The following is a 15881-nucleotide window of genomic DNA, read 5'->3' as shown; positions in this document are numbered from 1 at the left end:
TTTTAGGGAATTGTCAAACTGCAGGAGCCCCCCGGCTTAGCCGGGGGATCACGTCAAGGATTTGGCTGATCGTTCTTACAACGCATTATTGACACACCTGTTTTCGTCTCGTACCCTTTATGAGAAAAGGTCATGAGAACCTTATTCTCAAAGCGGCTTTAAACGTCCTAAGCCATATGAACATTATACACTCTCTTTATTGACTTTTACCTATATACCCCATGAATACTCAGCCTTTTACCTGACGACTCTCCGCAAGGTGCATGGTATGCGCTTTCCTGTCAGTGTCGGGTCTGGCAAAGCCTCGGCCCCTTCGCGGGCATGGAAAGCACCGCCTTTGATCTGAACGGTATTGTCCCTACAAACAGGCGCAACCGATACGACGCGGAACTATCGGAAAACCGTCATGAAGTTTCCAAACAGTTGCCCTAGAAAAGGACAATGCGGCTCTTAAAGATGAGATACATGCCGTGTGGTTCTTCGCCAACGGTACATTATAAAATGAGGCGAATATGATCACGTTATCCGAAGCGGTACTTGACGAATTGAAGCGCCTAAGAGGACGTACCGAACGTACGTTCCGCATTGAACCCGGATGTAGCTGCTGCCACAGCCCGACATTGGAATTGATTCTGGATGAACCGGAAGACGACGATGTGACCACGGAAGTTTCCGGTTTTACGTTTTGCATCAGGAAGCGTATGCTGGATCAGCTCGGCAACGTCCGCATTGAAGCCGATCATGCGGAGGGATACCGTATATTCTCGGAACGGTCCCTCTCTTCCTTTGTCAAAAACGGACGCCTTTGCGCTTCATAGCACTGTCCATACCGAAAGGGCCGGAAACATTTCCGGCCCTTTCGTTTTACCCGCCAAAGCGGGTTTTGCTTGATACTCGCGCCGGTTCATCCATGAAGATCCAGCTTCCACATATTCTCCCCCCTGAGCCGATTCCGAGAGTCACTCCAGCTCAGAGGCGAATCCTTTTGCTCCCCCGATGATCCACTGGAAACGCGATGAAGAAAATGCGGTCATACCTGTGAGCTTGCCCTCTTCCCGGCTCTCCGGTATCCTGAGTTGGATACGGTATCGGCCCGCTTTCCTTTCGATACCGCCAACGAGGAGATAGACAGATGCCCTTGCCCATGCCCGAAGAGGAAGAACTACACCGTTGCCCCCACGGAGAGCGATGCCAAGCCCTGATGTTGTGCTCTCTGGACTGTGCAACGAGTGGTGCCCACCCAGACAGGAAAACAAAGGCCGATGGCCGGTTCATCGTGACTCCGTGGTGGTGCATCCATAAGTGCAAATGGTTTTCGGAACACAAGAACGAAGCGCCCAAAAAGTCCTGATCCGTCGAATAGAAAAAATCCCCCAAACAAACGTTTGGGGGATTTTTTATCAAACAGTCGCTTCAGAACTTACTTCTTCAGCCAAGGCATAAGGGCACGCAGCTTGCCGCCCACCTGTTCGATCTGGTGGTCGTTTTCGATACGGCGCTTCGCCTTAAAGCTCGGGTAGCCGCAGCCGCATTCAAGGATGAAGTCACGAGCGAACGTGCCGTCCTGGATTTCGCTCAGGACCTGCTTCATGGCCTTGCGGGTTTCGTCGGTGATGATGCGGCGGCCGGTGCGGTAATCGCCGAATTCGGCGGTGTCGCTGATGGAATGACGCATCTTGCCGAAGCCGCCTTCATAGATGAGGTCAACGATGAGCTTCATCTCGTGGCAGCATTCAAAATAGGCGATTTCGGGCTGATAGCCGGCAGCGACCAGCGTTTCGAAACCGGCCTTGATCAGTTCGGTCACACCGCCGCACAGGACGGCCTGTTCGCCGAAGAGGTCGGTTTCAGTTTCTTCCTTGAAGGTGGTTTCGATCACGCCGGAACGCGTCCCGCCGATGCCCTTGGCATAGGCCAGCGCCTTCTGGGTGGCTTCGCCGGTGGCGTCCTGATGGACGGCGAACACGCAGGGAACCCCGCCGCCTTCCGTGAAGGTGCGGCGAACCAGATGGCCGGGACCCTTGGGGGCCACCATGAACACATCCACGTCCTTCGGGGGTTCGATCTGGCAGAAATGGATGTTGAAGCCGTGAGCGAACACCAGAGACTTGCCGGGCTTCAGGTTCGGAGCGATGTCTTCGCGGTACACGCGGGCCTGATGCTGGTCGGGCAGCAGGATCATGATCACATCGGCGGCAGCGGCAGCTTCCGCGGCGGACATGGGGGCAAAGCCGTGTTCCTTGGCAAGAGCGTAGTTGGCACCACCGGAACGCTGACCAACAATCACGTTTAGGCCGGAATCACGCAGATTCTGGGCATGCGCATGGCCCTGGCTGCCGTAACCGATAACGGCAATGGTCTTGTTTTTGAGAAAATCCAGGTTCGCGTCCTGTTCATAGAAGGCTTTCATGTTCTCTCCTTAACTGGTAACTCCAAACATTCCGAAAACACGGCCCAACGCGGACCGTCCCAGAATCACCTGCGGGCATGCGCCTAAAAGCGGATTGCTCGAAAGCTCAAAATACACAAGAGCACAGAGACTGGCAATATCCCGCTCTCCATAAAAACATAACGGATATACGGAAAAAGGGGGAAATCCAGTCTGCTGCGGCTGTTTTCGAACCCAGAAACAACATTTCGAAAGATAAACGCCAAAAAAGAAGCGGCCCGCGAAAATTTCTGCGGGCCACTTTCAAAACCGTTTTAGATGTCGTCGCTCTGCATAGTACGCCGGACAGCGAGCGTCCCCGTGCGAGCAAGCTCCTTAATGCCGAATTTCTGCAGCAACTGGATAATCGCCTGCAACTTGGAGTGATCGCCCGTCGCTTCCAACGTCAGGTCGGTAAGGCTCACGTCCACGACCTTGCAGCGGAAAATGTCCGCTATGCGGAGCACTTCGCCGCGCTTGGATTCTTCCGCGTGGACCTTGATGACCATCATTTCCCTTTCAACATAGGCCATCCCGTAAAAGTCGACGACCTTGACGACCGTCACCAGCTTGCGCAACTGCTTGACGATCTGTTCGATGATCTGTTCGTCGCCGCTGGTGGTGATGGTCATGAGAGAAACCCCATCCTCAAGGGTGGGGGCCACATTGAGCGACTCGATGTTGAAACCGCGACCGCTGAACAATCCCGCCACACGAGAGAGGACACCCGGTTCATTCTCAACAAGTACAGACAAAACGCGCCGCATTCTTCCTCCAAGAGCTGTTAAAGTTCACCCAAGAGGGCAACACCTATACGATCAACATCTCGTCCAGCGAGGCCCCGGCCGGCACAATGGGAGAAACATTCTCTTCCCTGTCCACCAGCACGTCAATAACAGCGGTCCTCGGTGAAGCCAGAGCCTTGGGCAACAGCTCCTCAAGCTCTTCTTCCGTCGTAATGCGATAGCCTTCCGCGCCATACGCGTCCGCCAGCTTCACGAAATCGGGCTGCCCCTTCATGTCCGTGGCGACGTAGTTGGCATCATAAAAAAGTTCCTGCCACTGGCGAACCATGCCGAGATGGCGGTTGTTCAGAATGAGGATCTTGACGGGAAGCCCATTTTCGACAGCCGTCATCAGCTCCTGGATGTTCATCTGGATGGAACCGTCTCCCGCGACATCGACTACAAGGCGATCCGGGAAAGCCATCTGGGCTCCGATTGCGGCGGGAAGCCCGTATCCCATCGTGCCGAGGCCACCTGAAGTCAAGTATGTCCGCGGCTTATGATATTTATAGAACTGGGCCGCCCACATCTGGTTCTGCCCCACTTCCGTGGTAATGATGGCTTCGCCCTTCGTGATTTCATACATGCGCTCGACGACCTGCTGCGGCTTCAGCACATCGCCCTTGGCCCAGGAAAGCGGATGCTCCTTCTGCCATTCCAGCACCTGCCCCATCCAGTCCGCATGATCGCCCGCCCAGTCCTTCTGGGCATGACCGGACTCCAAAATGGAACGCAACCCCTGCAAGGCACTGAGTGCATCGCTCACAACCGGCACTTCCACCCGGACATTCTTTCTCAAAGTCGTCGGGTCGATGTCGATGTGCACGATTCGCGCGTTGGGAGCGAACTGGGACAATTTCCCCGTGACGCGGTCATCAAAACGGGCTCCAACAGCCAGAATGACGTCAGCCTGAGTCACGGCGCGGTTTGCCGCGAAGGTCCCATGCATACCGAGCATACCTATCCACAACGGATCATCACCAGGGAAAGCCCCCAGCCCCATCAGCGTGGAACAGACCGGAGCGTGCATGAGGTGGGCCAGTGTGCAGAGTTCCTCTGCGGCATTGGCCATGATCACGCCACCACCAGCCACGATAAGCGGTTTTCTGGAGGTAACGAGGACGTCCATCGCCCGCCGAAGCTGGTTCAGATTGGCCCGGAACGTGGGGCAGTATGACCGCATCACCACATCTTCCGGCCAAACGAATTCGCAGCTTGCCTGCTGAATGTTCTTAGGAATGTCGACAAGCACAGGCCCGGGGCGTCCAGAACGCGCCAGATAGAAGGCCTTCCTGACAGTCTCGGCCAAATCTTTGACGTCTTTGACCAAAAAGTTGTGTTTCGTACAGGGGCGGGTGATCCCTATGATATCCACTTCCTGAAACGCATCATTCCCGATGAGCGGCGTGGACACCTGCCCCGTAAAAATAACCATGGGGATGGAATCGCTGTAGGCCGTAGCAATCCCCGTCACAGTATTGGTCGCACCGGGGCCGGACGTAGCGAGACAAACCCCAACCTTTCCGCAAGCCCGCGCATAGCCGTCGGCGGCATGGACAGCACCCTGCTCATGCCGCACGAGAATATGGCGTAGATCCGGATGGTTGGACAGCTCATCATAGATATCAATGACAGCCCCGCCGGGATAGCCGAAGAAAAGGTCAACGCCTTCACGCTTCAGACTTTCCAAAAGGATCCTGGCCCCGGTGCACAACATTAGTTGCCTTCCTGTTCGTTATAGCCGTCGAGGATGGCGTGCAGACGCGTCTTCCCTTCAAGCTTCTGTTTCTTCAGCTGTTTTAACGTCTGTTCTTCCGTAGGAGTGCGATAGGCCTTGGCTTCGAGCTTTTCTACCTGCTTTTCATAAAGAATATGGTCTTCCCAGAGTTCTTTCAGTTCAGGATTGACGGCGGCGTACTTTTCCAGAAGAAGAAGCTCACGCTGTTCCATAAGACTTTCTCCAATACATAGAGGTTTGAAAACGACACTGGAACGCGACGCTGTGCGTTACCGTTCCTTAAGTGCATAGCCCAAAAAACAAGGAAAGGGAATGGCAATTCCTGGCTGACTCCCGGAAAGGCGCTTTCTTCCTTTCCTGACGGCCAGCCCCTCTTTCCGCTTTTCACGGTTTACTACAACATGGCCGCATACTGGAACAGGGAACGGACCACGATGGACTGCACCAGTTGGATGGCGACGAGCACCACGATGGGGGACAAGTCCAACCCACTGATATAGGTGAAGGGAAGCCATTTGCGGATCCTGTACAGGACGGGCTCGGTTAAGGCATTCAACGTGCGGACCACTGGATTATACGGATCAGGCCGGACCCAAGTCAGCAGGGCGGAAATGATAACAACCCAGAAGTACAAAGTTAAAAGCGTATCCAGAACCCGCGCTACGGCGAAGAGGATATTGCCAAGCACAAACATGCTACCTCCTAGAAAATAAGTGTAAAGGGCGTTCTTCTTAAGTACGGCCCAACCGGGGAAGCCGCTCCAACGCACTGCGCAGATGCGCAAAATTGTCGACATGCACAGCCGCGGGCAAATCCGGGCTATTGTATGCCAGCAAGGGAACTCCGCCGCCTTGTGCCGCGGCGGCATCCGTAGCGCTATCGCCGATGAAGCCTACCGACTCGGGACCAAACTTCCATGTTTCAAGAATACGGTGAACCCCGGCGGGATCGGGCTTTGACGGAACAATCTCGGCTGTCATGACAGGATCAAACATTTCGCCCAGGTTGAAGCGGGCCAACAAGTCCCACATGCCGCTTCCGCGATTCGTATGGATCCCGAGCCGGACGCCCCGCTCACGCAACCAATGCAGCATATCCGCCAGCCCCGGTTCAAGCTCCAACTGCGGCAACGCGACATCCCGATACGGGTAACGCTCCGCAATGGCCGGCAACAGCTTCAGCTCCTCCGGCGAAAAAATATACTCAAGAGCCTCCTTCGCCGTGGACATCTGCACATATCCGGCCTGTTCCGGCGTAATCGGAGGTTTGCCGACTTCCCTCAGCAGCAGGTTATAATAACCGATATTCACATCCCGGGAATCGACCATGACCCCGTCACAGTCGAAAATGAGGCCGGAAAGCCCTGCGGGAAATGTCCTCTCAAGAAGAGAAGCCAATGTCGTCACCGAGGATTGCATCATGCCCGCTCCAACACATCGTCTGCTGTACAAAGAATCACGAGTTGCCGTCTGTCAAGCCATGGCCTGTCCGATTGCGGCGCTTTTTTCCCGATCAGCTTCCACATCGGCTCTTCGCCATAGGTCACGGCATAGCCTTCAGGCGCATGCCAGCCTTCAGGCAATCGTGCCAGAAGCGCCGGAGGCAGTGATTCCTGACATATGCCAGCTTCCGCAAACGCTTTTGCCATCCGCTGATCCGCCGTGCAGGCAATAGTTCCTTCCGGCAATAAAACTGCTAACAAATCCAAGATAAAGCACCATGATGGCAACAGCGTGGCCGGATCCTCAGGAACCAAGTCCCGCATCATGCCAAGCAAGCCGGAAAGCATCTCCGCATCTTCATCGGCAGGTTCCCTCTCGGTATCCCGCGTGCCCAGGTGGGCCGCCAGTTTCTCCGCCCCCGCGCGATAACGCGCCGAGAGCTGCTCCATCTCCAAAACCCGTTCTTCCTGAAGCCAGCCCAGCAAAAGAAAACGCTGCGCCCAGCGCCGCATATCTTCTGTTGAAACCGTATCTTTTCCGGCCTCTCGGCATTCTCCCGTTTTGGCGAAGCACTTCAAATCATCCCGTTCCTGTGAAACTTTCTGAGCCGTGGACCGGGAAGACGCCACCGTATCCGAAAGGGCCGCAATGCCCGCCTCATCAAGCTGCGTCAGCTCCGCAAGACAAGCCGCTGCCTCCGTAGGGGTATAGGGCAAAGAAATTTTGTGCCATGCATCAGGATTTCGTTGTCCCCAATAGCGGCTCGAGAGCCCCGGCCAGAGAGGCTTAACGCATCCCGAAAACCCCTCAGGGAAGAATTCCCGGTGCATCGTTGGAACATATACAATAGAATCATCCGATTCTTTTTGCATGATACATCCTTTGTAACAATTCTCTTGCAGCCGCCTTGCAATCTTGACCTCTAAACCTCACAGGCGTACTGTGCTTACCATTGATTCCAGTGATCCGCACTTGTGCGGATTTCGGCCCTTCCGGCCTCGTCAAGGCCTCCATCCCGCCACGGCATTTTGTTGTGTACCCTGATGGACAGAAGGATGCAACGCCCTTTGCTTGACCTGCCCGGGATCCATCGGTATATCTCTGTCCTATAAAAACGGAGGCCTTTATGTACGGTATCGGCATGCAAGAATTGCTCTTAATTCTCGTTATAGTAGTGCTTATTTTCGGTTCCAAGAAACTCCCCGAGATCGGCGGCGGGCTTGGCAAGGCCATCCGCAATTTCAAGCGGGCCAGCTCGGAGCCCGACGAAATAGACATCACTCCCAAAGACGAAAAGAAAAAAGACGACACAACCCATTCCGCATAGCCCGCTCCGATTTCAGTTCAGGCTCAGTCCTTGCTGGCGTTTTTCGGCAAGATCTGTCAGAATAATTCCACTCCTCCGATGGAGGCTGGCAGCAACGCAAGGCATATAAGGAAGGCCACCATGAAAGTCGAACAACTTTCCATTTTTCTTGAGAACAAAGCCGGTCGGTTGGCTCAGGTAACCAAAACGCTGGCGGAAGCGGGAATCAATATCCGAGCCCTCTCTCTGGCCGATACGTCCGATTTCGGCATTCTCCGTCTCATCGTGAACGATACGGAAAAAGCCATCAACATCATGAAAGAAGCGGGATTCACCGTTGGGCGAACCGCTGTTGTCGCCGTGGAAGTGGACGATAAGCCCGGTGGACTGAACAACATCCTTGAAGCCTTGTCCGGCCAAAACGTCAATGTGGAATACATGTACGCGTTCGTACAGGAAGGCGGCGGCAGCGCTACCATGATTTTCCGCTTCGATCGTATCGATCAGGCCATCGAAGTGCTGAAAGCCAAGAACATTCCGATTATCCCCGCTGACCGCATCAACGGTTAGTGAAGAAGAGTGCCTTGAAAAGTCCCCACATTCAAGTGGGGACTTTTTTATGCTTAACAAGCAATTGGAGAAGCTCGGCCTTTTGTCGGCGGAACAAGTTTTATCGCTTTCCCACACATAAAAAACGCCGCCAGAAATTAATTTCCCGGCGGCGTTTTTCTTTCAGCGTAAAGAGCGGCTAGAGCCAATCAAACCAGCGCTTCCAAGATCCTTGGATCTGCTCACGGGCCTTCTGGGACTGCTGCTCACGATATCTATAGTATGCGGACAGAGCTTTTTCCTTTGCATGAGCACTGACTTCCGGCACATCGGGGAAATTATCCACGATGTATGTATAGCGCCGCCAAGCCGGGCCATAGTTGTTCATGTTCCAGAACACATCCCCCAAATAGAGCTCATGTTCGGCAAGGAGCCGACGGCAATTTTTCATTTCCTCGACAGATTTCTGGGCATACTCGCTGTTCGGGTAGGTCTCCCTCAATCGTCCGAAGAATTCCAAAGCCTCCTGTGTCGACGTCGTAGGCCTGTCCACGGAAATGAAGCTCTTCAGGTTGGACATCCCCACCTGGTACAAGACGTAGGGGATAGCCTCATGGCGAGGATGAAGAGATTCAAATTCTTTATAGGCTTCGGCTGCCTCAGGGTATTTTCCGTCAAGGAAGAAAGCGTCACCAAGCGACAATTCCGCTTCAACCGTATAAGGGCTGAACGGGAAGTTATCCTTGAGCTTTGTATAGTACTGGGCGGCCTGCGAGTAGTTCTTCTCTTGCATGGCGTCATTGGCGCCTTCGTAAAGCTCCTGAGCCGTATCTTCTGGCGGAGGCAGAAAGAAATAGTCAATGATGCCACATCCAGAAAGAAGCAAGAGACATGCGGCCAGCACTAGATGACGAAAATACATGCTTAGGCGTCCAGTTGTTCAAGATACGTAAAGGCAGCCGTAGCGGCTGTAGCCCCATCGCCGACAGCGGTCGTCACCTGACGGCACATCTTGGAACGGATATCCCCCGCCGCAAAGAGTCCCGGCAGATTCGTCCGCATCTCGCAATCAGTGATGATGAACCCCTGCGGGTCCAATTCGAGACCAACAGGCAGGAAACTGTTTTGGGGCTCATAGCCCACAAAGACGAACATTCCATCCACAGGAAGCTGTGTTTCTTCACCGGTTTTGACATTTTTCAGATGAAGCCCCTGCAACGAGTCTTCTCCCATCAAACCGGTTACCACAGTATCCAACACAAGTTCAATCTTGTCCGAAGCGGCGCGGATCTTATCCTGATAGACCTTGGCGGCGCGGAAGCCTTCCCGCCGGTGGATCAGATACAGCTTGCTGGCGATCCTGGATAGATACAGCGCTTCTTCCAGCGCGGAGTTTCCTCCGCCAACCACGGCGACAACCTGATCGCGGAAGAAGTTGCCGTCGCACAAGGCACAATAAGAAACGCCCCGTCCCGTAAGCTGCGTTTCGCGCGGTACCCCCAGAGGACGGGGATTGGCACCAGAGCAAACAACGACAGCTTTCCCTACGATGGTCTCTTTCCCTACGCTGAATGACCAGCCGCCGGGAACCTGCTCCATCTTGAGGACGGCATCATTATACCGGTCCAATTCATAGTCATCCAGATGCGCAGCGAACGCATCAGCCATCTCCCATCCCTTGATCCCTTTGGGGAATCCCGGGTAGTTCTCGATGCTTTCCGTCTTGAGGATCTGTCCCCCCGGAGCAAGCATTTCGATCTGGGCCACGGAAATCCCGGAACGGCAGAGATAAAGGGCGGCAGTGATCCCTGCGGGGCCGCCGCCTACGACAATGGCGTCGTAATGCTTCATGCCAAAGCCTTTTGTTCGATCATGGTCGCGATGCTGGACTTGGATACAGCACCGGTAACCTGCTCAACAACTTCACCGTTCTTAAAAAGAATAAGGGTAGGAATGGCGCGAATCCCATACTTGCCGGGGGTCGAGGGGCTTTCATCCACATTCAGTTTGACCACGGACAACTTGCCTTCGTATTCATTGGCGAGTTCATCAATGATGGGGCCGATGGCACGGCAAGGACCGCACCAAGGGGCCCAGAAGTCAACCAGAACGGGAAGCTGGGACTGCAACACAACGGCATCAAAGTTGGAATCATTCACTTGGGTAGCCATTACCGACTCCTTACGAAAGTTGCTTGTTAAGAAACAAACTGGTGCACTTTTTTACGCGAAAAGGCAGTGCCTCCAACGTAGCAATTGTAGGTGCGAGATCCCAGGGTGTCAAGATGCTGCGGAAAAGATTCACTATATGAGAAAAACGGCTCAAGCTGCTTATAGAGAGTGCAGCGGTGCACGCAACTCCCCAAGATCATCAGGGAGTTTTTGCCCGCGAGGAATGGCTGGGAACGCCAGCCCCTGTCCGTATCCCTTACAAGCCAGCAATTCGCCCGCATGCGCGATCATGACGGCGTTGTCAGTACACAGAAATCTCGATGGCAGCAAAAGCGGCTTGCCCACTTTCTCGGCAAGGACATGCATCGCGGCTCGAACCTGCGTATTGGCGGCCACGCCGCCAGCGACGACGATCCCGGTGATCCCTTTTTGCCGCTCGCGGTGAAACGCCTTCTCCATCTTGAGGCTCAGCGTCTCAGCCACAGCCAGCATATAGGATGCGCAGACATCACACAGTGCGGGAGAGGCCGAGTCGGTACCGGCTTCGCGGACACGCCTGCCCTCCTCCACGAGCACGGGATGTTCGTTGAGATACGTCAGCGCGGCCGTCTTCAATCCGCTGAAGCTGAAATCCAGATTATCCACATGGGTGTACGGACGCGGGAACAGATGGGCATCGGCAGCCCCCCTCTGGGCGAGACGATCCAGCAACACCCCGCCGGGATATGGCAGCCCCAGCATCTTCGCAAACTTGTCGCAGGCTTCCCCGGCAGCGTCATCAAGCGTATGCCCGAGCAGTTCCAGGGACTCCGGAGCGTCTACCCTGTAAATATGGGTATGCCCGCCGGAAACAAGCAGTCCGAGCAACGGATACAGCAACTCATGCTCAAGGCCGACGGCCAACAAATGCGCATGGAGATGGTTGACGGCAATAAGCGGTTTGTTGCCCGCCAGAGAAAGCCCTTTTGCAAAGGCCACGCCGACAAGCAAGGCCCCAAGGAGCCCGGGACCGCGGGTCACCGCTACGACGTCCACGTCCGCGAGAGTCAATCCCGTGCGGCGCATCAACTCGTCATACAGTGCACCCAAAAAACGGTAGTGCTCACGAGACGCGATCTCCGGGACGACCCCCCCGAACAGGGCGTGCACATCCATCTGCGTGGCGAGCACGGATTCCACACACTTCCCGTCTCTGACCAGCGCCAGCGCCGTTTCATCACAAGATGTTTCGATACCAAGACAAAGCATGACAACCCATCGTGTTCAATATAAAAAACGATATCCCTGATAAACGAACGATCGACCCTTTCTCGGCATGTGAACACGCTCTGAGGTCGATCGTCCGTCTATCACGCCGCCGGACCGCATCCGGCCATGCGCGGATTTACTTCTTGTAAATAGCGTTGATCGCTTCAACATCCTTGCGGGACCCGATAAACAGAGGTACCCGTTCATGCAGCGTGGTCGGCGTGATGTCCAGGATACGGTTGTGGCCGTCGGTCGCGGCGCCACCAGCGTTTTCCGCCACAAAAGCCAACGGAGAGGCTTCGCACAGGTACCGCAGCTTCCCACGGCTCTTTCCCTTGCGGCTGTCCGGCGGATACATGTACACGCCGCCGTACAGGAGCGTACGATGGAAGTCGGCAACCAGTGAGCCGACGTACCGCGCGGAACAGGGAGTCGCATTCGGATCGTCAGGATGCTTGAAGTAGTCGATCGCGGCTCTGGCCTTGTCGTCCCAGTGATTCCAGTTGCCCTCATTGACCGAATAGATGCTTCCAGTCTCGGGGATACGGATATCGGGATGGGACAGCAGGAATTCTCCCACGCTCGGATCAAGTGTAAACCCATGCACGCCCTGACCGGTCGTATAAACCAGCATGGTCGAAGTGCCGTACAGGAAATAGCCGGCGGCTACCTGTTCGGAACCGGGCTGGAGGATTTCATCGAGCTGCACTTCACCGGTACGGCCGGGCTTACGGCGCAAGATGGAGAAAATGGTCCCGACGTTGATGTTCACATCGATGTTGGAGGAGCCATCCAGCGGGTCAAAGACCAGCATGTAGTCCCCGCGGGGGAATGCCGCCGAAACGCGCACCAGTTCCGCATTCTCTTCGGAAGCTATGGCGCACAACACACCGGAACGCTCCATCCGGTACAAAAGAACCCTGTTGGCAAAATCGTCAAGCTTCTGGACATTCTCACCCTGAACGTTGATATCCCCGGTGCCGCCAAGAACATCAAGCAGACCAGCCTTATTTACGCTGCGGGCTATGATTTTGGCCGAAAGAACAAGATCATGAAACAACGCAGTAAAGTGGCCCGTCGCCTGCGGAGCCCTCTGCTGCTGCAGAAGCAAATGTTCGGTGACGGTGATTTCAGAAGACATGAGCCCTCCTTATGGGTCCTGTGAACGATCTGAAAGTGAATCAAGAAATCGCCTTTGAATAACCATCAAAAGCGGGCATGTACGCGCCTCGATCAATCCGAAATGGCTGACTCCTCCATTCCCAAACCCTTAATGGGGGGAAGCGGCGCTGTCAGAATGCTGCTGTCCCCGCCTTCGATGACATGGGATTCCGTGACCGGAGCCATCATGCCCTGAGAACTGAAGGCCGCCGGGTGGGATAACGCATCCAACTGCCCGGGCTGTTCGGGGAAATGCCCTTCCGAAGGCGTCGCAAACACAATCGGCTGCGTCCCGAGGAAACGTACCATCCAGATGAACGATCCGGTCTTGTTGGAAACCGTGCCATGTGTGGAATCTTTTGTGAGTTCGCTCCAGTCCTGCCCCGTCAGCGGCGTGGCGTCAACCTCGAAACGCCCCGGCCACAAAACCCCCTGTGGCGCCAACACAACAAGATCCTCAGCGCCGCTGGTATAAGTGAGCAGCGACCGCATGTCAAAATGAGCCACAAGCAATCCCAACATTTCCGAACCGGAATAGATGGGAATGCCGGTCAGCACTTCGGGCCCAAGCGGCGTATCCTCAACCAGACCACGCAGGCCCCGCAACTCGTTGCCTCTGGCTTTCTGCTCCAGCATCTTCGCAAAATCAAGCTCTTTCATGGCCGCCGGGGGCTCCTGCGCGAGGACCATGCCATTGGCGTCCACCGCCGCGAGGCCGGAAAGCCACGGGAAACGATGGAAAAGGACCGCCACGGATTCACCCGTCGGCGGCTTGTCCGAGTTCTGAAGATACCGCTCGAGCTGTTCAAGCTGGATGTCTATGCCCACCATGCGCGAGGCGAGCGTCGTTTCGGCGTCATTCAATACCCCTTTGTCATCATAATCAATCTGGGCGGGGGGATTGATATACTCACCGTAAAAAGCTTTGGTGCTTTTCCATGTGCTGTCGAACGTGGAACAGCCTCCGATGAACACCAAAGAGCCAATCAGGGCCGTCGTAATAAAGGAACTCTGCAAGGACACACAACTCTCCAATGTAAACGGGCGTGCTATACGCGCGCCCGTGCTTCGAGGCGATCCGCTAACGACTCCAGAAGGGACATCAACTGATTCTGCCCTCCCACGTCGCCATACGAAGGTTCTCCGATTTCCGTCTGCTCTCCGGGTTCCGTACTGTTTCCGGCCATCCGGGAAACCAATGCGGCGACACTATCGTGCAACTCTCTGGCTTCTTCCGGCGTAGGCGCAGCGGCCTCAAGCTCCTGATAGATTTCAAGAGCACCGACAATGTCCCCCTGCTCCGCGAGCACGTCAGCCATAGAACGGGTCCGCAGCGTCGGCTCTTCAGGGTTTTCATCAGCCATAAGGTCTGAATCCTCATCAGGATCAACCCAATGCACTGATTTTGCTTTGTTTGGTAAAAAAGGCGTCACGCATGAAGGGTGCTCTCGGACAGGAGCGCTTTCCTCAAGCATACTCTCAAGGAGTTCCGCATCAGCAATGGAAGATTCCTCAACGGGTACCGTACAAGAAGATAGTTCCTGCGCGGAGGGCGTAGCCGTGCAAAGCGTTTCTTCGTGGGAAACGCCGCATGGGGGCTCGGAATCCGAAGCCTCGATAGATTGGGAAGAGGAAAAACTGCGGCGTACGTCCTGCAATATACCCAAACCACTCTCTAAAATCAGACTCAGAGAATGTTCCGGGTGGCGTATAGTCGAGGCCATCAGCCGGATGGCCAATGCCAGATCCCTGTTTTTCTCCGAAACGGACTCAGCCCACACTTCCCAGAAGGCAGGGTAGCGCTCCAGCAATCCCGTTACAGTGGAAAGTTCCTCAGAACACTCACCGGCACGCGACTGTTCGAAAAGAATTTGGATCAGCAGGAGGCGCGCTTCAAGAAAAACAGACGAATGCTGTAGCCCCGCCCGCAAAACCTCTATGGCCTTGTCCGGCTGCTGCGAGTCCCTCAGGAGTTTCGCCAGCGGGAAAAAAACCTTGGAATCAGGGTCCAGCTTGAGGACTTCCTGATACCACTCAATTTTTTCCATCATGAGGCAGGGCTCCACGCACATTCGCATCTTCCGTAAAAAGATAAAGAATTTCGTTACTCCGGACGAAATTCAGCCGCTGCCGGATCATCTTTTCCACATATTTCTCGTCAGACTGCAAGAGGCGGATTTCTCTGCTCAACCCGGCATTAACGACATCAAAGCCGTCGCGTTCCTTGAGCAGTTCCGCGTATTGTGAAGCCAGTTCCCTATACGAAACGAGACTCTGCGGCCCCCACAACAGACGAGAGGCAAGAACCACGTTGACGATAATGGCCAGAATGAGAATAAAAACTTTCCAAAGCGTGGCCTTGGAAGATGTATTTGCGGTGCTTCGTACGTTCATCATGCAGCCCGATCGTTTTCCCGCCAGATGCCGTAAAACTTATAGAAGTAATTCAGGCCGGAAAATATCGTGAGCACAAGGGCGATGTAAAGCAGAAAATTTCCAATCAGATGCACGTTTACGCCCAAAAGAGGATAATGGAGCAAGAGAGGAATGATGGCGATGATCTGCATGACGGTTTTGACTTTGCCGTATTTGTCCGCTGCAATGACGACGCCTTCATCAATGGCCATTGCTCGCAAACCGGTCACGGCAAGTTCCCGGCCAATGATGACGACAGTCACCCACGCCGGAACCCACCCCAGCTCAACGAACATGATCAGGATGGAGCAGATAAGCAACTTGTCGGCAAGGGGATCCAGAAACTTTCCGAAGCTCGTAACCATATTCCCCTTACGGGCAATATGCCCATCAAGAAAATCGGTGAGCGAGGCGATGCCGAAAAGCACCGCTGCAAGAAAGCACGTGATCTTCCCCGGAAAATACAACAGGAGAATAATAGGAACGACGAAAAAAATCCGGGCCAGTGTAAGCTGATTTGCCAAATTGAACATAGTATTACCCGCTTTTGGCGACAGTTGTTGGGTTTCTATAGCACAACCATTGTGAAAGGCAAAGAGCAGAATTCTCCGCCACAGCGGTTTTGCTTCGGATAACTA

At 54.6% G+C, this 15881-nt stretch carries 19 protein-coding genes; 3 read left to right on the top strand and 16 right to left on the bottom strand.

Features of this window, described 5'->3' with window-relative positions:
* Window positions 1-512: 512 nt before the first annotated feature.
* The gene (locus tag T370_RS0107610; RefSeq protein WP_005026711.1) at window positions 513-818 is read left to right on the top strand and encodes a hypothetical protein; all 306 of its coding nucleotides are present in this window, start codon (window positions 513-515) and stop codon (window positions 816-818) included.
* Between the two features lie 602 nt (window positions 819-1420).
* Here T370_RS0107610 and ilvC read toward each other — a convergent pair.
* The 7 genes from ilvC to T370_RS0107575 form a co-directional block, all read right to left on the bottom strand.
* Window positions 1421-2410 (bottom strand): ketol-acid reductoisomerase, encoded by a 990-nt coding sequence (ilvC, locus tag T370_RS0107605; RefSeq protein WP_005026709.1) that lies wholly within the window; start codon window positions 2408-2410, stop codon window positions 1421-1423.
* Between the two features lie 293 nt (window positions 2411-2703).
* Complete coding sequence (gene ilvN / locus T370_RS0107600; RefSeq protein WP_005026706.1) at window positions 2704-3195, bottom strand: acetolactate synthase small subunit; 492 nt, start codon at window positions 3193-3195, stop codon at window positions 2704-2706.
* Window positions 3196-3238: 43 nt separating this feature from the next.
* Window positions 3239-4930 carry a biosynthetic-type acetolactate synthase large subunit gene (ilvB, locus tag T370_RS0107595; protein ID WP_005026704.1) on the bottom strand — a complete coding sequence of 564 codons (1692 nt, stop codon included), beginning with the start codon at window positions 4928-4930 and terminating at the stop codon, window positions 3239-3241.
* Window positions 4930-5163: an HP1242/YdcH family protein gene (locus T370_RS0107590; protein ID WP_005026702.1), complete on the bottom strand. Its 234-nt coding sequence runs from the start codon at window positions 5161-5163 to the stop codon at window positions 4930-4932. The genes ilvB and T370_RS0107590 overlap by 1 nt, the downstream gene beginning before the upstream one ends.
* 182 nt (window positions 5164-5345) lie before the next feature.
* Window positions 5346-5645 (bottom strand): YggT family protein, encoded by a 300-nt coding sequence (locus T370_RS0107585; RefSeq protein ID WP_029435341.1) that lies wholly within the window; start codon window positions 5643-5645, stop codon window positions 5346-5348.
* 37 nt (window positions 5646-5682) lie between these two features.
* Window positions 5683-6372, bottom strand: a complete 690-nt coding sequence (locus T370_RS0107580) for an HAD family hydrolase (RefSeq protein ID WP_009378710.1) — start codon at window positions 6370-6372, stop codon at window positions 5683-5685.
* On the bottom strand, window positions 6369-7265 hold the full coding sequence (locus T370_RS0107575) for a hypothetical protein (RefSeq protein WP_029435340.1): 897 nt from the start codon (window positions 7263-7265) through the stop codon (window positions 6369-6371). Before T370_RS0107575 ends, T370_RS0107580 begins: the two co-directional genes overlap by 4 nt.
* 254 nt (window positions 7266-7519) lie before the next feature.
* Here T370_RS0107575 and T370_RS0107570 point away from each other — a divergent pair, with 254 nt between their 5' ends.
* Entirely contained in the window at window positions 7520-7720 is a 201-nt protein-coding gene (locus tag T370_RS0107570; RefSeq protein ID WP_005026694.1) for a twin-arginine translocase TatA/TatE family subunit, read from the top strand.
* Between the two features lie 120 nt (window positions 7721-7840).
* The gene (locus T370_RS0107565; RefSeq protein ID WP_005026692.1) at window positions 7841-8269 is read left to right on the top strand and encodes an ACT domain-containing protein; all 429 of its coding nucleotides are present in this window, start codon (window positions 7841-7843) and stop codon (window positions 8267-8269) included.
* Window positions 8270-8447: 178 nt separating this feature from the next.
* Here T370_RS0107565 and T370_RS0107560 read toward each other — a convergent pair whose 3' ends face one another.
* The 9 genes from T370_RS0107560 to pgsA form a co-directional block, all read right to left on the bottom strand.
* Complete coding sequence (locus T370_RS0107560) at window positions 8448-9170, bottom strand: outer membrane protein assembly factor BamD (RefSeq protein ID WP_005026691.1); 723 nt, start codon at window positions 9168-9170, stop codon at window positions 8448-8450.
* 2 nt (window positions 9171-9172) lie between these two features.
* Window positions 9173-10099 (bottom strand): NAD(P)/FAD-dependent oxidoreductase, encoded by a 927-nt coding sequence (locus T370_RS0107555; protein WP_029435339.1) that lies wholly within the window; start codon window positions 10097-10099, stop codon window positions 9173-9175.
* Window positions 10096-10419 carry a thioredoxin gene (gene trxA, locus T370_RS0107550; RefSeq protein WP_005026689.1) on the bottom strand — a complete coding sequence of 108 codons (324 nt, stop codon included), beginning with the start codon at window positions 10417-10419 and terminating at the stop codon, window positions 10096-10098. The genes T370_RS0107555 and trxA overlap by 4 nt, the downstream gene beginning before the upstream one ends.
* Window positions 10420-10578: 159 nt before the next feature.
* Window positions 10579-11667 carry a tRNA (adenosine(37)-N6)-threonylcarbamoyltransferase complex transferase subunit TsaD gene (gene tsaD / locus T370_RS0107545; RefSeq protein WP_005026688.1) on the bottom strand — a complete coding sequence of 363 codons (1089 nt, stop codon included), beginning with the start codon at window positions 11665-11667 and terminating at the stop codon, window positions 10579-10581.
* A 136-nt stretch (window positions 11668-11803) separates the two neighbouring features.
* On the bottom strand, window positions 11804-12808 hold the full coding sequence (gene fbp, locus T370_RS0107540) for a class 1 fructose-bisphosphatase (protein WP_005026687.1): 1005 nt from the start codon (window positions 12806-12808) through the stop codon (window positions 11804-11806).
* A 92-nt stretch (window positions 12809-12900) separates the two neighbouring features.
* The gene (locus T370_RS0107535; protein ID WP_051643796.1) at window positions 12901-13851 is read right to left on the bottom strand and encodes a hypothetical protein; all 951 of its coding nucleotides are present in this window, start codon (window positions 13849-13851) and stop codon (window positions 12901-12903) included.
* Between the two features lie 26 nt (window positions 13852-13877).
* Window positions 13878-14879 carry a tetratricopeptide repeat protein gene (locus T370_RS0107530; RefSeq protein WP_029435337.1) on the bottom strand — a complete coding sequence of 334 codons (1002 nt, stop codon included), beginning with the start codon at window positions 14877-14879 and terminating at the stop codon, window positions 13878-13880.
* Window positions 14863-15225: an FtsB family cell division protein gene (locus tag T370_RS0107525; protein WP_034506033.1), complete on the bottom strand. Its 363-nt coding sequence runs from the start codon at window positions 15223-15225 to the stop codon at window positions 14863-14865. Before T370_RS0107525 ends, T370_RS0107530 begins: the two co-directional genes overlap by 17 nt.
* The gene (gene pgsA / locus T370_RS0107520) at window positions 15222-15776 is read right to left on the bottom strand and encodes a CDP-diacylglycerol--glycerol-3-phosphate 3-phosphatidyltransferase (protein WP_005026680.1); all 555 of its coding nucleotides are present in this window, start codon (window positions 15774-15776) and stop codon (window positions 15222-15224) included. Before pgsA ends, T370_RS0107525 begins: the two co-directional genes overlap by 4 nt.
* Window positions 15777-15881: the final 105 nt, after the last annotated feature.

Origin of the sequence: Bilophila wadsworthia ATCC 49260, from assembly GCF_000701705.1 — a bacterium.
Taxonomy (GTDB): domain Bacteria; phylum Desulfobacterota; class Desulfovibrionia; order Desulfovibrionales; family Desulfovibrionaceae; genus Bilophila; species Bilophila wadsworthia.
This window is presented reverse-complemented; position numbering and strand designations above follow the sequence as displayed.